This is a genomic window from Bacillus sp. FJAT-29937 (genome assembly GCF_001509555.1).
Taxonomy (GTDB): domain Bacteria; phylum Bacillota; class Bacilli; order Bacillales; family Cytobacillaceae; genus Cytobacillus.
The window spans coordinates 618859-640543 of record NZ_LMAS01000003.1; the positions used below are offsets into that span (position 1 = coordinate 618859).

The 21685-nt window shown below is 38.7% G+C and carries 25 protein-coding genes; 23 read left to right on the plus strand and 2 right to left on the minus strand.

The window, feature by feature from the left end; translation table 11 throughout:
• The first annotated feature begins 4 nt into the window (after positions 1-4).
• From AR328_RS09315 to AR328_RS09370, 12 genes are all read left to right on the plus strand, one after another.
• The gene (locus tag AR328_RS09315; RefSeq protein WP_066294039.1) at positions 5-832 is read left to right on the plus strand and encodes a purine-nucleoside phosphorylase; all 828 of its coding nucleotides are present in this window, start codon (positions 5-7) and stop codon (positions 830-832) included.
• Positions 833-876: 44 nt separating this feature from the next.
• Positions 877-2181 carry a pyrimidine-nucleoside phosphorylase gene (locus AR328_RS09320; RefSeq protein WP_066294042.1) on the plus strand — a complete coding sequence of 435 codons (1305 nt, stop codon included), beginning with the start codon at positions 877-879 and terminating at the stop codon, positions 2179-2181.
• 189 nt (positions 2182-2370) lie between these two features.
• Positions 2371-3537 (plus strand): D-alanyl-D-alanine carboxypeptidase family protein, encoded by a 1167-nt coding sequence (locus AR328_RS09325; protein WP_066294677.1) that lies wholly within the window; start codon positions 2371-2373, stop codon positions 3535-3537.
• Positions 3538-3666: 129 nt separating this feature from the next.
• Complete coding sequence (spoIIAA, locus tag AR328_RS09330; RefSeq protein WP_066294045.1) at positions 3667-4017, plus strand: anti-sigma F factor antagonist; 351 nt, start codon at positions 3667-3669, stop codon at positions 4015-4017.
• Position 4018: 1 nt separating this feature from the next.
• On the plus strand, positions 4019-4459 hold the full coding sequence (gene spoIIAB / locus AR328_RS09335) for an anti-sigma F factor (RefSeq protein WP_066294053.1): 441 nt from the start codon (positions 4019-4021) through the stop codon (positions 4457-4459).
• 11 nt (positions 4460-4470) lie between these two features.
• On the plus strand, positions 4471-5229 hold the full coding sequence (gene sigF / locus AR328_RS09340) for an RNA polymerase sporulation sigma factor SigF (RefSeq protein ID WP_066294061.1): 759 nt from the start codon (positions 4471-4473) through the stop codon (positions 5227-5229).
• 134 nt (positions 5230-5363) lie between these two features.
• Positions 5364-5984, plus strand: a complete 621-nt coding sequence (locus AR328_RS09345) for a stage V sporulation protein AA (protein WP_066294063.1) — start codon at positions 5364-5366, stop codon at positions 5982-5984.
• Between the two features lie 4 nt (positions 5985-5988).
• Positions 5989-6396 carry a stage V sporulation protein AB gene (locus tag AR328_RS09350; protein WP_066294679.1) on the plus strand — a complete coding sequence of 136 codons (408 nt, stop codon included), beginning with the start codon at positions 5989-5991 and terminating at the stop codon, positions 6394-6396.
• 32 nt (positions 6397-6428) lie between these two features.
• Positions 6429-7016, plus strand: coding sequence for a stage V sporulation protein AE (locus tag AR328_RS09355; protein ID WP_066294065.1), 588 nt, complete (start codon positions 6429-6431; stop codon positions 7014-7016).
• Positions 7006-8466, plus strand: a complete 1461-nt coding sequence (locus tag AR328_RS09360; protein WP_066294683.1) for a spore germination protein — start codon at positions 7006-7008, stop codon at positions 8464-8466. The genes AR328_RS09355 and AR328_RS09360 overlap by 11 nt, the downstream gene beginning before the upstream one ends.
• 241 nt (positions 8467-8707) lie before the next feature.
• The gene (gene lysA / locus AR328_RS09365) at positions 8708-10027 is read left to right on the plus strand and encodes a diaminopimelate decarboxylase (RefSeq protein ID WP_066294071.1); all 1320 of its coding nucleotides are present in this window, start codon (positions 8708-8710) and stop codon (positions 10025-10027) included.
• A 402-nt stretch (positions 10028-10429) separates the two neighbouring features.
• The gene (locus AR328_RS09370; RefSeq protein WP_066294074.1) at positions 10430-10786 is read left to right on the plus strand and encodes a GNAT family N-acetyltransferase; all 357 of its coding nucleotides are present in this window, start codon (positions 10430-10432) and stop codon (positions 10784-10786) included.
• A 41-nt stretch (positions 10787-10827) separates the two neighbouring features.
• Here AR328_RS09370 and AR328_RS09375 read toward each other — a convergent pair whose 3' ends face one another.
• Positions 10828-11346, minus strand: coding sequence for a DUF309 domain-containing protein (locus AR328_RS09375; protein ID WP_066294076.1), 519 nt, complete (start codon positions 11344-11346; stop codon positions 10828-10830).
• Between the two features lie 197 nt (positions 11347-11543).
• Entirely contained in the window at positions 11544-11639 is a 96-nt protein-coding gene (locus AR328_RS09380) for a YjcZ family sporulation protein (protein ID WP_066294080.1), read from the minus strand.
• A 219-nt stretch (positions 11640-11858) separates the two neighbouring features.
• Between AR328_RS09380 and AR328_RS09385 the strand changes: the two genes are divergently transcribed.
• From AR328_RS09385 to ccsB, 11 genes are all read left to right on the plus strand, one after another.
• On the plus strand, positions 11859-12599 hold the full coding sequence (locus AR328_RS09385; protein WP_066294684.1) for a segregation/condensation protein A: 741 nt from the start codon (positions 11859-11861) through the stop codon (positions 12597-12599).
• Between the two features lie 44 nt (positions 12600-12643).
• Entirely contained in the window at positions 12644-13231 is a 588-nt protein-coding gene (gene scpB, locus AR328_RS09390) for an SMC-Scp complex subunit ScpB (protein WP_066294085.1), read from the plus strand.
• Between the two features lie 96 nt (positions 13232-13327).
• Positions 13328-13747, plus strand: coding sequence for a hypothetical protein (locus tag AR328_RS09395; RefSeq protein WP_066294091.1), 420 nt, complete (start codon positions 13328-13330; stop codon positions 13745-13747).
• A gap of 107 nt (positions 13748-13854) precedes the next feature.
• Positions 13855-14745 (plus strand): superoxide dismutase, encoded by an 891-nt coding sequence (locus AR328_RS09400; RefSeq protein ID WP_066294097.1) that lies wholly within the window; start codon positions 13855-13857, stop codon positions 14743-14745.
• A 183-nt stretch (positions 14746-14928) separates the two neighbouring features.
• Positions 14929-16083 carry a D-alanyl-D-alanine carboxypeptidase family protein gene (locus AR328_RS09405; RefSeq protein ID WP_066294100.1) on the plus strand — a complete coding sequence of 385 codons (1155 nt, stop codon included), beginning with the start codon at positions 14929-14931 and terminating at the stop codon, positions 16081-16083.
• A complete protein-coding gene (locus tag AR328_RS09410; RefSeq protein ID WP_066294103.1) occupies positions 16076-16663 on the plus strand; it encodes a nucleoside recognition domain-containing protein in 588 nt (195 codons plus the stop codon). The genes AR328_RS09405 and AR328_RS09410 overlap by 8 nt, the downstream gene beginning before the upstream one ends.
• A 6-nt stretch (positions 16664-16669) precedes the next feature.
• Positions 16670-17203 (plus strand): spore maturation protein, encoded by a 534-nt coding sequence (locus AR328_RS09415; protein WP_066294107.1) that lies wholly within the window; start codon positions 16670-16672, stop codon positions 17201-17203.
• Between the two features lie 150 nt (positions 17204-17353).
• Entirely contained in the window at positions 17354-18076 is a 723-nt protein-coding gene (rluB, locus tag AR328_RS09420; protein WP_066294109.1) for a 23S rRNA pseudouridine(2605) synthase RluB, read from the plus strand.
• Between the two features lie 183 nt (positions 18077-18259).
• Complete coding sequence (gene resA / locus AR328_RS09425) at positions 18260-18784, plus strand: thiol-disulfide oxidoreductase ResA (RefSeq protein ID WP_066294112.1); 525 nt, start codon at positions 18260-18262, stop codon at positions 18782-18784.
• A gap of 20 nt (positions 18785-18804) precedes the next feature.
• Positions 18805-20445, plus strand: a complete 1641-nt coding sequence (resB, locus tag AR328_RS09430; protein WP_066294114.1) for a cytochrome c biogenesis protein ResB — start codon at positions 18805-18807, stop codon at positions 20443-20445.
• 16 nt (positions 20446-20461) lie between these two features.
• Positions 20462-21643, plus strand: a complete 1182-nt coding sequence (gene ccsB, locus AR328_RS09435) for a c-type cytochrome biogenesis protein CcsB (RefSeq protein ID WP_066294115.1) — start codon at positions 20462-20464, stop codon at positions 21641-21643.
• Positions 21644-21685: the final 42 nt, after the last annotated feature.

A 21685-nucleotide genomic window follows, 5' to 3' on the forward strand; every position in this document is an offset into this window, starting at 1 on the left:
ATAAATGGATTATCAAAAAATACAACAGGCTGCTCAATTTTTAAAAGGAAAATATACGCAGAAGCCATTAATTGGCCTCATTCTTGGTTCAGGATTAGGTGTATTAGGGGATGAAGTAGAAGACGCATTAAAAATTCCATACAATGAAATCCCCAATTTCCCAGTTTCAACAGTAGAAGGACATGCGGGAAATCTAGTCTTTGGTTTACTTAATGGCGTACCAGTTGCTGTTATGCAGGGCCGTTTTCACTATTATGAAGGATACAGCTTCGATAAAGTAACATTTCCGGTAAGAGTCATGAAGGAGCTTGGAATTGAGCAATTAATCGTGACGAATGCTGCTGGCGGAGTAAATGAAACATTCTCGCCTGGTGATTTAATGCTTATTTCTGATCACATTAATAATATGGGGAATAATCCATTAATCGGTCCAAATGATGCTCAGATGGGAGTCCGTTTCCCAGATATGTCAGAAGCATACTCTAAAGAGCTGCGGCTGCTTGCAAGAAAAATAGCCGAAAAAATAAACCTCTCCATTCAAGAAGGTGTGTATGTTGGTAATACAGGACCGACTTATGAAACCCCCGCTGAAGTCCGCATGCTTCGCACGATGGGCGGGGATGCTGTTGGAATGTCAACCGTTCCTGAGGTCATTGTGGCAAGACATGCAGGAATGAAAGTACTCGGAATTTCATGTATTTCGAATATGGCAGCCGGAATATTAGATCAGCCGCTTAATCATGAAGAGGTAATTGAGACTACAGAGAAAGTGAAGGCTCATTTTCTGCAGTATGTAAAAGAAATAGTGGCAGCGATGGGAACGAACAATTAATTTTTCGCATTGATGAAATTATGAAAATGGATCGGTGATTAAAAGTGAGAATGATTGATATTATTGAAAACAAACGAGACGGAAAAGAGCTTTCTACTGAAGAAATTCAATTTTTTATTCAAGGATATACAGATGGATCTATTCCTGACTATCAAGTGAGTGCTCTCATGATGGCGATTTATTTTCAAGATATGACTGAAAAGGAAAGAGCCGACCTAACGATGGCTATGGTACAGTCAGGCGATCAAATCGATTTATCAAAAATTGACGGAATAAAGGTAGATAAGCATTCAACAGGCGGAGTTGGAGATACAACAACACTCGTATTAGGACCACTCGTCGCAGCGGTAGGCGTTCCCGTTGCAAAAATGTCTGGCAGAGGTCTTGGACATACGGGCGGAACAATTGATAAGCTGGAATCAGTTAATGGTTTCCATGTGGAGCTAGAGAACGAAGAGTTCATAAATCTTGTAAATAGCAATAAAATTGCTGTCATTGGACAAAGCGGGAATTTAACACCTGCTGATAAAAAGCTATATGCTCTCCGTGATGTAACGGCTACTGTAAATAGCATTCCGCTAATCGCAGGCTCCATTATGAGTAAAAAAATTGCTGCCGGTGCGGATGCGATTGTTCTTGATGTCAAAACCGGCGCCGGAGCTTTCATGAAAACTCTTGATGACTCTAGGGAGCTCGCAAAGGCGATGGTTCAAATTGGTAACAATGTTGGCAGAAATACGATGGCAATCATATCTGATATGAGCCAGCCGCTCGGGTATGCAATCGGAAATGCACTGGAAGTGAAGGAAGCTATTGATACGCTTAAAGGGGAAGGTCCAGAGGATTTAACCGAACTATGCCTGACTTTAGGGAGCTATATGGTTTATTTGGCTAAAAAGGCTAATACACTGGAGGAAGCACGTACAATGCTTGAGGGTGTCATGAAGGATGGGACTGCATTGAGTGTCTTTAAAACCTTTTTAAGCGCGCAAGGCGGGGATGGAACCATTGTAGATAATCCAGATAGGCTTCCGCAGGCGAAATTTACTTTTGAACTGGAAGCGAAGGAAGATGGCTATGTATCTGAAATGGTCGCAGATGAAATTGGAACTGCGGCTATGCTTCTTGGGGCAGGGAGAGCAACGAAGGAATCTGTCATCGATCTTGCAGTTGGTCTAATTCTTCGCAAAAAAATTGGCGATCAAGTGAAAAAAGGCGATTCACTCGTTACCATTTATAGTAACTTCGAAAATATTTCGGAGATTACAACAAAGCTATATGAGAATATAAGGATTTCTAAGAATAAAGTAACCCCGCCAGTATTAATTCATGAAGAAATAACTAAATAAGAAATGCATAATAAAAGCGTCAGTGGAACGAATTTCCCTGGCGTTTTTTTATGTTTAATAAGTAACGAATGAACTAAATTTATTAAATATCCGATCTCTGAAGAAAATATTCATTTTAGCGAGAAACGAGTTGTATAATTTCCCTCCAAATGGAAAAGATGGAGGCTATAAAGAATGGAGGGTTATGTGATGAAACGAATAATCTCTATAATGGTGATGTCTTTTTTATTAGCATCTGCCTTTGTCCCATCTGCTTTTGCTAGAGATAGTGAGGTAGATCTTGTACAGAATGTGAAGTCTGCTATTTTAATTGAGCGCGACACAGGGACAATACTATATGAAAAAAACAGTGCTGAAAAACTTCCGCCTGCAAGCATGACAAAGGTTATGACGATGCTTCTAATCATGGAAGCAATCGATAAAGGCAAGCTTTCTATGGATGAAAAGATTCGGACGAGTGAATATGCAGCCTCAATGGGAGGTTCACAAATATTCCTTGAGCCTGGCGAGGAAATGACAACGAGTCAAATGTTACAGGGGATTGCAATTGCATCCGGAAATGATGCATCTGTTGCCATGGCAGAAAGGCTAGCTGGTTCTGAAGAAGAATTTGTTAAGCAAATGAACGCAAAGGCGAAGGAACTCGGATTAAAAGATACTGAATTTAAATCAGCCACTGGACTTCCGGGAAAAAAGGATTACAGTACTGCTCATGATATGGCTATTATGGCTAAAGAACTTCTCAAATATGAAGGGATCACGAAGTTTACAAGTACTTATGAATCCTATCTGCGTGAAGGCTCAGATAAAAAGTTCTGGCTCGTTAATACGAATAGGCTAGTTCGTTTCTACCCAGGTGTTGATGGACTAAAGACCGGATTTACAAATGAAGCTAAATATTGTTTAACAGCTACAGCACAAAAAGATGGAATGCGCGTTATAGCTGTTGTATTTGGGGCGCCTACTTCTAAAGAACGGAATGCTCAAGTGACAAAGATGCTCGACTATGCTTTTAGCCAATACAAAACCCATCCGATGTTTAAAAGAAACGTAGCCCTCGGTCATGTGGCTGTCAGCAAAGGTGAAAAGAAAAAGATTGAGGCTCTAACAAGCGAGCCGATCTCCTTGTTAACGAAAAAAGGCGAGAACATTGAAAATATTAAACAATCGATCGTTTTAGATAAAAATTTAAAGGCACCTATTAAAAAAGGTGATAAGGTCGGTACATTAAAACTTATTCAAGACGGAAAAATATTAGTGGAAAGTCCTCTTGTAGCGAAAGAAGCAAGTAAAGAAGCCAACTGGTGGACATTGTATAAACGGTCCATTGGAATGTTTACAAGAGCAGGAAATTAGCTTTAATGTCGAAAATAACTATATGCCTTCTACTTTTAGCGAATAAGCACTAGTTTTGTCTTAAGGAAGGAAATGCGAGTTATAATATCGAATTTGACTCACTAGAGACTAGATAAGGAGGCTAAAATAGTGAGTCTTTCGATTAATTTAGAAGTAAAAAAAGATGTCTTATGTATTCGTCTTAGCGGGGAGTTAGATCATCATTCAGCTGATAGGCTTCGTGAACAAGCGACGAAGGCAATTGAAGATTATGATATACACCATATTTTATTAAATCTTGAGCAGCTTTCATTTATGGACAGCTCAGGGCTAGGTGTTATTCTAGGCAGGTATAAACAAATTAAACAGCATCATGGTGAAATGGTCGTATGTGCAATTTCTCCAGCCGTACAAAGATTATTCGAAATGTCGGGATTATTTAAGATTATTCGCTTAGAACCGACTGAAGAATTTGCTTTGCAAAGACTGGGGGTTGCCTAATATGAAAAATGAAATGCATATTCAATTTAGTGCATTAAGCCAAAATGAATCATTTGCCCGTGTAACTGTTGCGGCATTTATTACGCAGCTAGACCCTACAATGGATGAATTAACTGAAATAAAGACCGTTGTTTCTGAAGCAGTTACGAATGCGATCATTCATGGCTATGATCAGGATCCAAATGGAATGGTCTATATAACCGTGAAAATGGAGGACGGCTTTATCGATATGTCAATTAGGGATGAAGGATCAGGGATTGTGGATGTAGAAGAGGCCCGCCAGCCATTATTTACGACGAAGCCTGAGCTGGAAAGATCAGGCATGGGCTTTACGATTATGGAAAACTTTATGGATGAAATCGAAATTCAAACGCAACCGGGGAAAGGCACAGAGATCCGATTAAGAAAGCATTTATCAAATAGTAAAATGCTGTGTAATTAAGGAGTCTTGCTATGGATGTGGAGGTAAAAGCTGATAAAGGCCAAGCATTTTTGAAGGATTATGAAGTGAAGGATCTTATTAAAAAGAGCCAGGATGGGGACCAAAGTGCCCGGGATACGATTGTTCAAAAGAATATGCGTCTCGTATGGTCTGTTGTCCAGCGCTTTTTAAACAGGGGATATGAACCAGATGATCTCTTCCAAATCGGTTGTATTGGATTGCTAAAGTCTGTTGATAAATTCGATTTAAGCTATGATGTTAAGTTCTCAACGTATGCGGTGCCAATGATTATTGGAGAAATTCAGCGGTTTATTCGCGATGATGGAACAGTGAAAGTGAGCCGGTCTCTTAAAGAGATGGGGAATAAAATCCGGAAGGCGAAAGATGAGCTATCAAAAACACTTGGCCGCATCCCAACTGTCAATGAACTTTCTGAGTTTCTTGATATTCCGCCAGAGGATATTATTCTTGCGCAGGAAGCCGGACGCACCCCTTCGTCCATCCATGAAACCGTATATGAAAATGATGGGGACCCGATTACATTGCTTGATCAAATTGACGATGGCAATGAAGGGAAATGGTTCGATAAAATTGCCTTAAAAGAAGCCATTAATGATTTAGATGAAAGGGAAAGGTTAATCGTTTACTTACGCTATTACAAAGACCAGACCCAATCAGAAGTTGCTGCAAGACTCGGGATTTCACAAGTTCAAGTTTCAAGGCTGGAGAAAAAAATACTTCAGCAAATGAAAGACCGTATGGATGTATAATCCATACGGTCTTTTTCACGTCTAGCTCATACGCGCTTGTCCTTTTTATGCATCTAAATATTGGTAATCATGAAGTTAATATATGTAACTCATACTACATATATAAGGAAATTCATATGTAGGAAGTGAGAAAAATGGAACAAACGGTTTATATTCGATTGCGACATCGATTGCAAGTTCGACCGCGAGCCTCCATTTTTGTAAAGGACATTGCGCAGATCATTGCCGATGAACAGATCTACACCCAATTAGGAAATTTAAAAGTTTATGAGGTGAGTGAAAAGGATCAAAATATGATCGTAGTAGATGTAATGAAGGTAATCCGGGAGATCATTAAAAAACAGCCTGATGTTGAAATTCAAACAATAGGGCCATCACAAGTAATCATTGAAGTGATTGCCAAAAAACGAAGGATTTCCATTCCGCTATTTTTTATCGTATGGCTATTATTATTTTTCGGTGCTGCATTGACAATCATGAACTTCCATGAAGATGTAAGCATGCGGATTGTTCAACAGCGGATCTATACGATTATGACTGGAGAAATCGATTCAAAGCCGTTAATTTTCCAAATCCCATATTCGATTGGTTTAGGTGCTGGAATGATTCTATTTTTTAACCATTTATTTAAGAAGCGTCTAAATGAAGAGCCGAGCCCGCTGGAAGTGGAGATGTTTAATTATCAAATGGATTTGGACAACTATATAACGATGCATCAAAACAAAGAAAGTATGAAAAATATTGACGACCATTAATGTAATGATCGTTGTTTTTATTGGTCTTGCCGGTGGTTTAGCAGTAGGCTCAGGCTTCGTAGCGTTTTTAACTGTATTTGGCATTATCCCAAGACTGACACAGCTAACTAAAACGATGAAAATGGTTCGTTTTTATGAGTGGGCCATTGTGTTAGGTGCTGTTGCTGGTGCTGCAGCTACTTTATGGGACCCCATCTTTACTTTTACCCCCTACCTTTTATTACCAATTGGGTTAGCCTCAGGTGTATTTGTAGGAATGGTTGCCGCAGCGTTAACGGAAGTATTAAATGTACTCCCAATTCTCGCGAAAAGAATTGGGGTTGACGGACAAATTGTTATTTTACTAATGGCAATTGTTTTCGGGAAAATCTTTGGCTCCTTATATCAATGGGTGTATTTTGTTGATAAATAATAGACCATACCACAATGAAAGGATCAATTCATATGGATGATAGGAGAAGCGTGATTTTGGTAACAGATGGGGATGACTATGCTAGAAGGTCTATTGAATATGTGGCAAAGGAAATAGGTGGAAGATGCATTTCATTATCCCACGGGAATCCGACAGTATTAAGCGGTTCCGCAATCGTTAATCTGATAAAAAAAGCTTCTCATGATCCAGTAATTGTTATGTTTGATGATAGTGGCTTTGAAGGAGAGGGGGCTGGGGAAAGGGCCTTAAAGTATGTAGCCTCTCACGAAGATATTGAGGTGCTGGGAATTGTGGCTGTTGCAGCAAAGACGAGGCAGGCTGAATGGACACGAGTAGATGTATGCATTGACCGAGAAGGGGAATTAACTCCATATGGGGTGGATAAATATGGCCTGCCTGAAATGGATATTGGCAGGCTAAATGGCGACACTGTTTATTGCCTTGATGAACTGGATGTTCCAATCATTGTTGGAATTGGCGATATTGGAAAAATGGCAAAAATGGATGACCTTGATATAGGGTCTCCGATAACGCGGAAAGCAATTGAGCTTATTATAGAAAGGAGCGGTTATCGTGTCAGAAAACAAAATGCAGAATAAAATGCCTATTCCTGAATCATTAGATAAAATTGAAAAATATATGGAAGAACGAATTGGGCTTGGTGTAAGCTTCGATTTAGGGATAAGGAAGCTTAAAATTCTTCGCAAAGATGTGCATATGTATTATGTAAATGGCTTAACTGACTCACTGATTATCGTTCAATTAATTGAAGAACTAGTTGAGATTAATGACAATGAAAAACAATCTTCAAAAATTTTTGAAATTGTTGAAAACCGCTTAGTCCATGACTCTGTAGAACAAATAAAGACAATGGATGAACTTGTCGATCAAGTACTATCTGGATTAATTGTTGTTGTAATTGAGGGTGAAAATACCGCATTTGTCGTCGATGTTCGCAGCTATCCAGGGAGAACACCGCAGGAGCCGGATACAGAAAAGGTCATCCGCGGATCTCGGGATGGTTTCGTCGAGAATATCATTTTGAATACAGCCTTAACAAGGAGAAGGATTAAAGATGAAAGACTGCGCTTTGAAATCACATCAGTGGGGGAAAGATCTAAAACAGATGTGGCAATCGGATATATTAAAGATATTGCCGATGCTGATTTAATTGATATTATCAGAAAAGAAATTGCAAATATCAAAATTGATGGAATCCCAATGGCTGATAAAACAGTAGAAGAATTTCTTTTCAAACAAGGGTATGATCCGTTTCCATATGTTCGTTATACAGAGCGTGCGGATGTAGCCGCAACGCACTTACTTGAAGGGCATGTTCTCGTCTATGTGGATACTTCACCAAGTGTCATTATCACTCCGACAACGTATTTCTATCATATGCAGCATGCAGAAGAATACAGACAGTCACCTGCAGTAGGAACATTTGAACGCTGGATGCGTTTTATTGGAATATTATCCTCATTGTTTTTGTTGCCGCTATGGTTTTTATTTGCTTTGGAGCCGTCACTTTTGCCGGAAAGTCTTGCGTTTATTGGGCCAAATGAAAAAACGAACGTACCGATTATCGTACAAATATTTCTAGCTGATTTTGGGATAGAAATTCTAAGGATGGCGGCTATTCATACACCGACCCCGCTTGCCACGGCCATGGGATTAATTGCCGCTGTGTTAATTGGGCAAATTGCGATAGATGTTGGATTATTTGTGCCAGAAGTAATCCTCTATGTGTCATTGGCAGCCATAGGAACCTATACGACTCCAAGTTATGAATTAAGTGTAGCCAACAAAATTACTAGGCTTTGTTTTTTAATCGCGGTAGCCATATTCCATGGACCAGGGTTTGTGGTCTCAATTACATTATTCATTATTTGGCTGGCAAGCAAAAAGCCTCTGAATACACCTTATTTATGGCCCTTCATTCCATTTTATCCAAAAGCATTACTGCAGATTATCGTTCGAAGGGCGGTGCCTGGATCGAAGCTGCGTCCAAGCATTAATCGTCCTAGAGATCGAGTCAGACAGCCGTAAAATAATTAAACTGCCTAGTAATTCAGATTGAGATTTGCGTATATTTATGTTAAAGTATTTGTAATATTTTCAGGTAGAATATTTAAGTAGACAGTTTCTCTTTCAGATTCTGTCTATTTATTTCAAAAAAATGATGCTAAATAAATTAGAAAAGGCTGATTGTATATCAAGCTTCATTGCTAGTGAATAAGATAATATCTAAGGCATGTATACGACTGTGCTTTTAGGAAGAGGGGAAATTATGTATTTACATGGCACATCAAAGGTTAATACGAAAGGTCATCTTGAAATAGGCGGAGTAGACACGGTTGAACTTGCTAAGAAATATGGAACACCATTATATATTTATGATGTATCGTTAATAAGAGAGCGGGCAAGGGGCTTTAAGCAAACATTCGAAAACTTAAAGGTACCTGCTCAGGTTGCTTATGCAAGCAAGGCCTTTTCAACGATTGCGATGGTTCAGCTGGCAGAGGAAGAGGGTCTATCATTAGATGTTGTTTCAGGCGGTGAGTTATATACAGCCTTAGCAGCTGAGTTTCCGAGAGAGCGCATCCATTTTCACGGAAATAATAAAAGCAAAGAAGAACTTGAAATGGCGCTGAAGCACGAGATCGGCTGTATTGTTGTTGATAACTTTTATGAGCTGGAATTATTAAATTCCCTATGCGAGTCATTGAAAATGGATACAAAAATATTACTAAGAGTCACTCCGGGGATAGAAGCGCATACCCATGATTATATTTTAACAGGCCAAGCTGATTCTAAATTTGGCTTTGATTTGCAAAATGGGCAAGCAGAGCAGGCTCTTAAAATGGCGCTTGAATTTGAGAGAATAGAAGTGCTTGGCCTTCATTGTCATATCGGCTCGCAAATATTTGAAACTACAGGCTTTATTTTAGCGGCGAAGAAGCTTTTTGAAAAACTGCATGATTGGAAGGAAGCGATTTCCTTTGAGTCTAAGGTTTTAAACTTAGGAGGCGGCTTCGGGATTCGCTATACGGATGAGGACAAGCCTCTGCCAGCGGCCCAATATGTAGCCGAAATTATTGAAGAAGTGAAAAAACAAGCAGAACATTATTCGATGAAGATGCCTGAAATATGGATTGAGCCGGGAAGATCTTTAGTAGGGGATGCTGGAACTACTCTTTACAAAATTGGGTCAAGAAAAGAAGTCCCAAATGTTCGTCAATATGTAGCAGTTGATGGCGGGATGAGCGATAATATTCGACCTGCGCTATATCAGGCGAAATATGAGGCCGTGTTAGCTAATAGGGTTCATGAAAAAGCAGAGGAAACTGTATCAATTGCAGGGAAGTGTTGTGAATCAGGTGATATGCTTATTTGGGATCTTCCTCTTCCAAAATCGGATAGCGATGATTTATTAGCTGTATTTTGTACAGGGGCATATGGGTATGCTATGGCTAATAACTATAATCGTCTCCCGAGGCCTGCAGTTGTATTTATTGAAAATGGGGAAGCGAAACTTGTTGTCAAACGGGAAACATATGAAGATTTAATTAGAATGGATCTTTCAATTAAACAAAAAATTAATAATTAAAGCTGCCCATTTAAAGGCAGCTTTCCTTTATTTTCGGTATGTAGCATGGAAATAATGTTCTATATCGTGTAAAATGAAGTTGTCCGTAGTTTTTTAGATTTCTTTAGGAGGGCAACTAAGGCTATATGAAGAAAAATAATTGGCTTCTTTTCGTTTTATTCTTATTTGGCAGCCTAGCATGGGGGCTTTTTTATTGGTTCGTTATTGTTCCATCAAAGTAAATCCATTCCGACAATAAAATACCGAGATGAATAGTAGATAAATAGCAGTTGCGATGGAGCAAAGGAAGACTTAGTACATATATTATTATTAAGTTTGAAATGAAGATTTTTTGGGGAAAATAGGTATATATGAAGTGCGATCAAAATTTTCTTATATGTTTTACTAATAATGAGGGATAATATGTTAATTCGATATAAAAAGGCTTTTGAAAAAATTGCTATGGGACTTTTATCGTTTATGCCAAATGAAAAAGATCTGAAGGTTTTACAGCAGACGATGAAGCAATATGAAACGGCAGAAAATAAGCAATTATTTCTATGGAAGGATGGGGACGACATTATTGGCTTAATTGGCGTTTCATTTCTGGATGATTCAGCTATGATTGAGCATATTTCAGTCAATCCTTCACATAGGCATCAAGGCATTGGAAAGGCAATGGTTAAAGCCTTGAAAGATATGTTTGCAGAGAAAGAATTACGTTCAAACGAGATGACTGATTCTTTTCTAAATAAATGTGATTTAAATGTTGATGCATAAAGCTTCCTTAACATACACGCGGATATTAGCAATCGGAGTATTTACCGATTGCTATTTTTTTGCAGAGCTAATAATCGTTCCTTGATCACTTGGCTACGATCTCTTAGTGAATGCCGTTGAATTAAATCTTTATTGTTTAAATCGCTCACTTCACACCAGTTTAGCCCTAACTGAGTACATTTATCCTTACAGCTGGCAAGTAAAGATGCATCCATTATCGGGAACATATAGCTCGTGTAATGGCAGCCTTTTGTAAGGTCAACTTGCCTTTGTGCTAAATCATGTAAAAATGTTTCTCTGTTAAGACCCAATTTTTCTATTTGGCCCAAGTCTTTTTTGAAAATTTGGATTGACTTTGATAAAGTTCTTTTCGCACCGCCAGTGTTTCCCCGCCGGTGATGATAATTAGAAACGGCAAATAGGATTAGTCCGACCCAAATGGAATGCTTATCCTTTGGATGAACCCTTTTCCAATAATCCTCAAGGATTTCATGACACTCAAAATAATCCCGATCCCCATGGAAATGAATTAAATAATCAATATATTCTTTTGGATACACGCTTTCACCCCCGATTATGTCTATTTTAACATAAGAAACATAATGGTTTGCATTCGAAAAGGCTGTTCAAACGTGATTACTTTCAATAATAAAAACCCGGCTATGAACCGGGTTCACTTTAATTCATGCAGAGTTTTCATATTCTAATCTCCGAAGCCGTCTGACTTCTTCTGAATTTTTATATTCTTACCTCATTATTAGAACCAAGAAGCACCTACAATAATTAATAGGATAAACAACACGACGATCAGAGCAAATCCTGCGCCCCCACATCCAAAGCCTGCATTTGACATATCTTATACCTCCTATATATCTCTCATTTAGTTGTTCAAAATCATCATATGTAGGCAGTTGTCAAATGGTTTGGGCGAATGAAATGTTTTTTCTTCCAATTTTGGAGAATGAATAAGGTTTAAATTTCTATTGGATAACGACTATTAATAATTTATACTAATGATAGTGTAAACTGGGAATTTAAAAAGAAATTTTGGTGAAATTTTATGCAAGATGTTATGCATTATAATGTGAAGATTGACGCGTTTGAAGGTCCGCTCGATTTGCTGCTTCATTTAATCCATCGGCTTGAAATCGATATATATGATATTCCGGTGGCGGAGATTACGGAGCAATATTTATTATATATCCACACAATGCAGGAGCTTCAGCTTGATGTGGCAAGTGAATATTTAGTGATGGCCGCAACACTTCTGGCAATAAAAAGTAAAATGCTCCTCCCAAAGCATGAAGAGGATTTACTCGATGATGGGCCGATCATTCAAGAAGAAGAGAACCCAATGGACGAGTTGGTTGAGAAATTAATTGAATACCGTAAATATAAGGAAGCGGCTGTTGAACTGAAGGAGATGGAGCAGGAAAGAGGATTGATGTTTACAAAGCCTCCAAGTGATCTTTCCGACTATGTAAAAGACGTTCAGACTGAAAAAACGGATTTGAATGTGTCAATATATGACATGCTCGGTGCGTTTCAGAAGCTTTTGCGCAGGCAGAAACTGCAGAAGCCGGTTACAACAAAAATCTCTCGGCAAGAGATCCCAATTGAAAAAAGAATGACTGAGATTTTAGATGATTTAAAGAATAGTAGAGGCAGAAAAAGCTTTAACGACTTGTTTAACGTCCCTGACCGAGAACATATTGTTGTCACATTTCTTGCTGTTTTAGAGCTGATAAAGCGAAAAGAGATACATATCGAGCAAGAGAAAAACTTCTCGGAAATATTCCTGATGGCTATTTAGGTTTACGGCAAAATATATGAATACACTAAAGGGGGTATAGATACTTGGAGTTAATCAATTGGAAAAGCATTGCAGAAAGCCTTCTTTTCGCAGCTGGAGATGAGGGGCTATCTTTGAAACAAATCGCCATTGTGTTAGAGATAGATGAAATACAGGCTGAATCAGTTATGAATGAATTAATGGAGGATTATACCAATTCTTCACGTGGGATCACAATCGTTGAGCTTGCTGGAACCTTCCAGCTGGCAACGAAGAAAGAAAACTCCGATTACATTAAAAAACTAGTCGTCAATCCAACAACTTCAGGTCTCTCTCAAGCCGCATTGGAGACGCTTGCTATTATTGCTTATAAACAACCGATAACTAGAGCGGAAATTGAAGAAATTAGAGGGGTAAAAACAGAGCGCCCCCTGCATACTTTAGCTGCAAAAGCCTTAATTAAAGAGGTAGGACGGGCTGAAGGAACAGGGAGAGCCTATTTATATGGAACGACGAAGGAATTTCTTGATTATTTTGGCTTAAAGCGAATAGAAGAACTGCCACCCCTTCCCGAAAAAATGGATGAGGACGATTTCCTTCAGGAGGATGCAGATTTATTTTTCGGGAAATTCCAGGAAACTTTAGGTTCTTGAGTTTAGTCATAAATCTTTAACTTTTTATGTTAAAATATAACTATATTAAATGATAACATTTATTACATATAGGATTTATGTCCGGGAGGGTATGGCATGATCATTAAACAGTGTAATGGCTATGAGCTCGAAAAAGAAAAATCGAATACTTCAGAGGATTTCTTTAATCGAAGCGAAATAACTTTTGAAGAAGATGGTGTAGAAAAAACATTGCATGTATTGTATGTCCGCTATTTTGAGGATTTGTTAAGTGAATTTACACCGTTTGAATCAAATCCAATTTTTTCAGCAGGCGAAAGAGCAGTGGAATTGAAAGATATCGTTGCGCTTGTATGCTTATTGAAGAACCCAGGCTTCCGCCACCGCAAACGTGTCTACATTAATACACAGATGGAATTTGCTTCTTATTTTCAGGATGTTGATTTTTCTAAACTTCCTGCCATTTTTGATGCTTTAGGGAGTCAAAAAAGCTATCATCTCCGCTCGCCATTAGAATATATTGTTCAGCCAAAATAGCAAATTAATTGCAAAGCAGCCTACAAGCTGCTTTTTTTTATGCAATTTTCCAGAAAGTTGGTCATACGATAGAACGGACCTAGAAAATGCAGGAAAGAGGGATCAGCATGAGCCGTCTGGAAGAATATATTCAAGATGTATTTAAGTGGAATCAGGAAATGCGAGCATTTCTTGAATCGGAGGATACAGAGGGAAAGTCTGAACTTTGGACTAAGATGGATCGCCTGGCAAATATTATAGAGGGGATTAAGAGCCCGCAAAGTATAGAGGAGCTCTCTGTTGTCCAAAATTATGTTGACGAGCTCCACTCAAGTATGGAGAAATATTTTATTGAAAGGCAGCAGGTTGGCAGCATATACATGCATGAACCGAATGTGGCACCAGGAAACCATGCGCTTCCGCCGCTGCCATATCCCTATAATGGGCTCGAGCCCTATATATCAGAAGAAATCATGAGATTACACCATGACAAACACCATAAATCGTATGTGGATGGATTAAATAAAGCTGAGATCGCGTTGCATGAGGCAAGGAAATCTGGAGATTATTCACTTGTGAAGCATTGGTCAAGGGAGTTGGCATTCCATGGCTCTGGTCATTATTTGCACACAATTTTCTGGAATAATATGAAGCCTAAAGGCGGAGGAAAGCCATCCGGAAGTTTGTTGAAAGAAATAGAGAAATATTTTGGCAGCTTTGAAGCATTTAAGAAGCATTTCAGTGAAGCAGCAAAGCAAGTCGAAGGTGTAGGGTGGGCTATCCTTGTGTGGTCTCCACGCTCACGTCATCTCGAAATCCTTCAATCTGAAAGGCATATGCTTTTAACCCAGTGGGATACAATTCCCTTGCTAGTTCTGGATGTGTGGGAGCATGCCTATTATTTGCAGTACCAAAACAATCGTGGCGACTATGTAAATAATTGGTGGAATCTTGTAAATTGGAAAAATGTTGAAGATCGCTTCCGAAGCGCATCAGAGCTTAAATGGAAGCCGTATTAATCAATTTGCGCCGGCGGAAAACAAATCGTTTTTCGCTTTTTTGTTTTATTAGAAATGACAATATAAAGTTTAAGGACTGCAGCCAAGTTCGTGTTTTTTGTCATAACCCCGCTTGTCCCGCATAAAATTGTACAAAGAAAAGCGGAAGCGCTGGGGCTAGACTTTAGGAGACGGGGTTATGCAATGAAAAAAATTAAGAAGCTTTTGATCTTTCCGTTGATTGCGGTACTTTTAACCGGATTAATTCCACAGAAGGCAAGTGCTTCTGTTTCTGTAAGTGCGCGCAGTGCAATCGTGATGGAGCAGGGATCTGGAAGAATATTATTCGATAAAGATGCGTTCACACCTAGAAGAATAGCGAGCATCACGAAAATAATGACTGCCATATTAGCCATTGAATCAGGAAAAATGGACGAGATGGTGAAGGTTAGTGAAAAAGCAGTGAGAGCAGAAGGATCTTCCATTTATTTAATACCTGGAGAGAAAATTAAATTGGAGGATTTAGTATATGGATTGATGCTCCGTTCAGGGAATGATGCGGCAGTTGCCATCGCTGAACATATTGGAGGGAGCCTTGACGGCTTTGTTTTTTTAATGAATCAAAAGGCAGAAGAAATCGGAATGAAGAATACCCATTTTGAGAATCCCCATGGACTTGATGATCATGAAAATCACTATTCAACAGCGTATGATATGGCGCTATTAACCCGTTATGCGATGAATAATAAAGATTATGGAAAAATTTCAGGAACTAAGGTTTATAAAACCCCGCATCCAACTGAAAGCTGGAATCGAGAATGGAACAATAAAAATCGTTTACTATCAGATTATGAATATAGTACAGGCGGAAAAACCGGCTTTACAAAGCGGGCTAAACGAACATTAGTCACTACCGCTTCCAAGGGTGGGCTTGATTTAATAGCCGTAACGTTAAATGCAACGGGACAATCTGACTGGAATGATCATATCCAAATGTATGAAATGGGTTTTAAAACTTACCGTTTAGCAGAAGTTTTGCCAAAGGGTGTCATTAAAGATATTAAGGATAAGTTTTATAAAAAGAAAGTGTTTTTGGAGACAGGCTTTGATTATCCAATTACAAGTGAAGAGAAAGACTTTTTCGAGATTAAATATAAATTGATGAAGCCCGACAGTAAGTGGGAGGATGAAGAGAACATTCCAAAAATCGTTGGAAAGGCGACTGTTTATTTTGATAACCGCCCATTAAAGACACTTCCTATCTATTTTAAACAGGAAAGCACGAAGGAGAAGGAGTCCTTCTTGAATATTTTTAGAAATATTTTCATTTCAATCGTTGGTGTGAAAACGGATGATTAATATTATTTGGGCGCTGATGGCGGTAATCGGAATTGTTTTTGCTATGGTCAATGGGACGATGAATGAAGTGAATGAGGCGGTTTTTAAGGGAGCAGCAGAAGCTGTTACACTTTGTATTGGCTTAATTAGTATTCTCGTATTCTGGTTAGGCATGATGAAAATTGCTGAAGATGCAGGGCTGTTGAATAAACTATCACAAGCTTTTAAACCGATTGTTAAACGGCTCTTTCCTGAAGTACCTACAGATCATCCAGCGATGGGGTATATATTATCGAATATGATGGCAAATATGTTTGGGCTAGGGAATGCAGCCACACCGCTAGGGATTAAGGCGATGGAAGAATTAAAACGTTTAAACGGCGGAAAAACTGAGGCCACCCGCTCAATGATCACCTTCCTTGCTGTTAATACTTCAAGCATTACCCTTATTCCAACGATGGTTATTGCTATTCGGATGAAATATGAATCCGTTTCTCCTACAGAAATCGTTGGTCCTACATTAATTGCATCCATTAGCTCGGCTATCGGAGCTATCTTAATTGATCGGTATTTCTATTATCGAAGAACAAGAAAAGGATGAAGCTGCATGCAAATTGTATCCGTTGTCTCTCTATGGTTTATTCCTGTCCTCATTGGTTTCATATTATTATATGGGACTATTAAACGTGTTCCCACTTATGAAAGCTTCGTAGAAGGGGGAAAAGAAGGAATAAAAATTGCTGTATCCATCATACCTTTTCTTGTTGGCATGCTCGTTGCGATCTCCATCTTTCGTGCGTCAGGTGCATTAGAATATTTCGTAGAGTTAATGAGGCCAACACTTGAAGCCATTGGGGTCCCACCTGAAATCTTTCCGCTTGCCATCATTCGCCCGATTTCAGGGTCTGCTGCACTTGGCATGACAACTGACCTCATCGCTGCCTACGGACCTGATTCCTTTATTGGCCGTTTGGCATCTGTCCTTCAAGGAAGTACAGATACGACCTTTTATGTATTAACAGTTTATTTTGGAGCAGTAGGAATAAAAAAAATGGGAGATGCCTTAAAGGTTGGTCTATTGGCAGATTTAGTCGGAATTATTGCAGCGATTATCGTCGTGACCCTCGTATTCGGTATTTAAATAGTTTTGTACGAAGATACCTCTAATTAGGTATCTTTTTTTTGCTAAAAACCCTTACTTTGAAAAAAGCTTGATATATGTCATAATTCAAAAGGACAGAATTAGGTAAAATCCTTTATATGAAGGTAATTTGAGTTGGGGTGACATAATTTGGAAAGATTACAAAAAGTAATAGCGCACGCCGGTTTTGCTTCAAGAAGAAAGGCCGAGCAGCTAATTGTAGAAGGACATGTTAAGGTTAATGGGAAAATAGTGAAGGAACTCGGTGTCAAAGTAACTTCTTCTGATCGTGTGGAAGTAAACGGAATACCGATCGAACGGGAAGAGCCGGTTTATTTTCTCCTTTATAAACCAAGAGGAGTTATTTCCAGTGTTCAAGATGATAAAGGCAGAAAAGTCGTTACAGATTATCTAGCCAATATTGAACAGAGAATTTACCCAGTTGGGCGGTTAGATTTTGATACATCTGGCCTTCTTTTATTAACGAACGATGGAGAATTTGCCAATCTGCTGATGCATCCGAAAAGCGAAGTAGAGAAGGTTTATATCGCGAAGGTGAAAGGGATTCCATCACGTGAAAAAACGCGAAGTCTGGAAAAAGGCATTAAGCTAGAAGATGGGATGACAGCACCTGCACGGGTAAAAATGATATCTATGGATAAGAAAAAGCAAACAGCCATTATCGAATTAACAATCCATGAAGGACGAAATCGCCAAGTAAGAAGAATGCTTGAAGCGATTGGCCACCCAGTAATGAAATTAAAACGAGAAAGATATGGATCTCTTACACTTCAAGGGTTAAAAGCAGGAGAAGCCAGGGAATTAACAGCGCATGAAGTGAAACAGCTCCGTGTACTTGCCCAAGCTAAATAGCTTATAAGTAAAATTTCATAGAATGGTCACACTTCCTTCATATTGTAAACATTATCATAATGGTGATAAATGCTATAATTAATATGAGCTTTTCTGTTATTCTCGTTCGTTAAAGAAAGATAAATGAAATGCTCAAGCTTTATAAGTGTTTCATGAATAGTGCTTTAAAAAGGGGATATTTAAATGAAAAAAAAGCGTTTAGTAATAAGGACAATCATATTACTTATATTAGGCGCCGCCGTTGCTTACACTTTATATGCAAACTTTACGAAGGATGATGTGAAGAAAGTAGCATTTGGTGAGAAAGCACCTGATTTTGTTCTTGAGGATATGAACGGTGAAAAACATCGTTTGTCAGATTATGAAGGTCAAGGAGTCTTTTTGAATTTCTGGGGCACTTGGTGTAAGCCATGTGAACGTGAGATGCCATATATGGAAAATCAATATAAGGAATTTAAAGACAATGGCGTAACGATTCTAGCTGTCAATGTAGGTGAATCGGATCTCGCTGTACAAAAATTTGCTGATAAACATAACTTAACTTTTCCTATATTAAAAGATACGGATGGACAAGTGCAAACCGCATACAAAATTAGTCCTCTTCCAGCAACTTATATGATAGATAAGGATGGAAAAGTCGTTAAATATCATACAGGCGAGCTTACAGAAGACATGATTAGAGCTATGATGGAGCAGGTTAAACCATAAGATATAGGGAGTTTTTAAAAATGAAAGACGTAAAATGTGAATGCGGACATGTAAATCCACATGGAACAATTCTTTGCGAAGCTTGCGGCAGAATTTTGGAAGAGCATGAGAAAGACAAAAAGCTTGTAGATATGCGCTATGAGGGAAGTGCGCGCCGATCGCAAACGTACAACAAAACGATTATAGATAAAATATGGAATTTCTTTTCATCTGTTAAAGTTGGTGTGTGGCTAATTGTTATCACATTAACAGCATCTGCATTAGGGACGATTTTGCCTCAGGAAATGTACATACCTCCTGTCATGCCGGCTGCTGAATATTATCAAGACCAATATGGATGGATTGGAAAATTATATTATGATCTAGGATTCCATAACCTTTATAGCTCTTGGTGGTATTTATTGCTTATCGCTTCAATTGGAATATCACTCATTATTTGTAGTTTAGACCGAGTCATTCCGCTTTACCGTGCCTTAAAGGTCCAGCGCGTAACAAGACATGAAGGATTCTTAAAGCGTCAGCGTCTGTTTGGAAAATCTGAAGTGAAAAACCTTGAAGAATCCTATGAATCAGTTAAAGAAAAATTAAAAGCGAAACGGTACAATGTTCGTGAAGAAGATGGCAACATACTTGCTGAAAAAGGCCGTTTTTCAAGATGGGGCCCTTATGTTAACCATATTGGCTTAATTATTTTCCTAATTGGCGGGATGCTTCGCTTTGTCCCTGGGATGTATGTTGACAAAATTCTCTGGCTTCGGGAAGGGGAAACGAAAGTAATTCCGGAAACGAACGGAGAATATCACTTGAAGAACGATCGTTTTATTCTTGAAGTTTATGACAAAGATAAGGATAATGAGGTCTTTAGCGATGCGCTCGAAAGGACAGGAATGGTCGCTAAGAATTTCCAGTCTAATGTTACCCTATACAAAAGGAAAGGGGAGGCCATTGCTGGGGAAAAGCCTGAGCTTGAAAAGGTAAAGGATTACGAGATTCGTGTGAACGAACCTTTAAAGTTTGAAAACTTTGCCTTGTATCAGGTTGAATATAAACTTGATGAATTAAACAAAATGACTTTTGCGCTAGCAAATAAACAAACGAATGTAGAGTACGGAAATCTTACGGTTGATTTATTTGATCCACAAGATAAATATGATTTAGGAAATGGATATTCTGTTGAAGTTATGAGTTATTTCCCGGATTTTGAATTTGATAAGAGCGGGGAACCGATTACAAAGTCAAGAATTCCTAACAATCCTGCTTTCGTGTTTAACATGGTTACTCCAAATAAGCCGGAAGGGGAAGTCAGTTTTGTTGCCATTCGTCAGACGATTGAGCCATTTGGCGATAATGAATATAAAGTAGCATTTAAGGGTGTTGAAACGAAAAATGTTACTGCCTTAACGGTGCGAAAAGATTTAACGCTATGGATCATTGCTTTGGGTGGTTTGATTTTCATGATCGGTGTTGCACAGGGCTCATATTGGACTCATCGACGCATTTGGATTCGCCGTGTTGATGACGAGGTCTGGGTTGCAGGTCATACAAATAAAAACTGGCATGGACTGAAAAGAGAAATCGGGGCAGTCTTAGAGGATACTGGAATAAAAGAACCGGAAGATCAAACACAAACCGAAAAAACAGAAACCGAAAAAACAGCATGAGGAGGGAACCATTTAGGTGGCAAATTTAAGTGGTAATTTATTATATATAGCCTTTATTCTTTATATTTTTGCGACTGTGCTTTTCGCCGGCTCAATAAAGGATAAGAGGAATCAGAAGAAAGGGCCGAACAGATGGGCACAACTTGGTCTGATCGTAAGTATAATCGGCTTTATTGCTCATTTAGGCTATTTTATTACTCGTTGGATTGCAGCTGGACATGCCCCAGTTAGTAATATGTTTGAATTTATTACATTCTTTGGAATGTCTCTAGTTGGTGCATTTATCATTATCTATTATATTTACAAAACCCCTTTATTGGGATTATTTACGATGCCTGTTGCTTTGCTGCTTATTGCATATGCAAGCATGTTTCCGAGAGATATTTCCCCATTGATTCCTGCTTTGCAAAGTGATTGGCTTTATATTCACGTTACAACGACAGCAGTCGGTCAGGCAGTATTGTCGATCAGTTTTGTAGCAGGAATATTATATTTAGTGAAATCTGTCGATCAATCTAAATCTAGCAAACGTACTTTTTGGCTTGAAGCAGTCATGTTTGGATTAATCTGTACGCTTGGTTATATTATTATTTCAATCAGCTTCTCTGCAATGGATTACAAAGCTGAATTTAATTGGATCAATAAAGAAGAACAGAACGCTACATTTGAGTATACGATGCCTGCTTTAATAGGTCCTCATGAAGGAGAATTGGTTACTGCTGGAAAGTTTGAACCAATTATAGAAGTTCCGGCTATTATTAATGCCAAAAAACTGAACACAGTCATTTGGTCATTCGGAGCGGGTATTATTCTATATTTATTATTTAGGCTTGTACTTCGGAAACGTATTGCGGCTTCCCTTCAGCCGATTGTAAGGAAAATCAATCTTGATTTAGTCGATGAAATTGGGTATCGCTCTGTATTAATTGGATTTCCAATCTTCTCGCTAGGCGGTTTAGTTTTTGCAATGATCTGGGCGCAAATTGCGTGGACCCGCTTTTGGGGATGGGATCCGAAGGAAGTATGGGCACTTATTACATTCCTTTTCTATGCAGCCTTTCTTCATCTACGGTTATCTAAAGGCTGGCACGGTGAAAAATCCGCATGGCTTGCCGTTATCGGTTTTGTCATAATTATGTTTAATTTAGTGGCAGTAAACCTAGTAATTGCTGGTTTACATTCATATGCGGGATCTTAAATCGGGTCATCTTCTTTTTACAGATAAGTTCTTTAGTTAAAG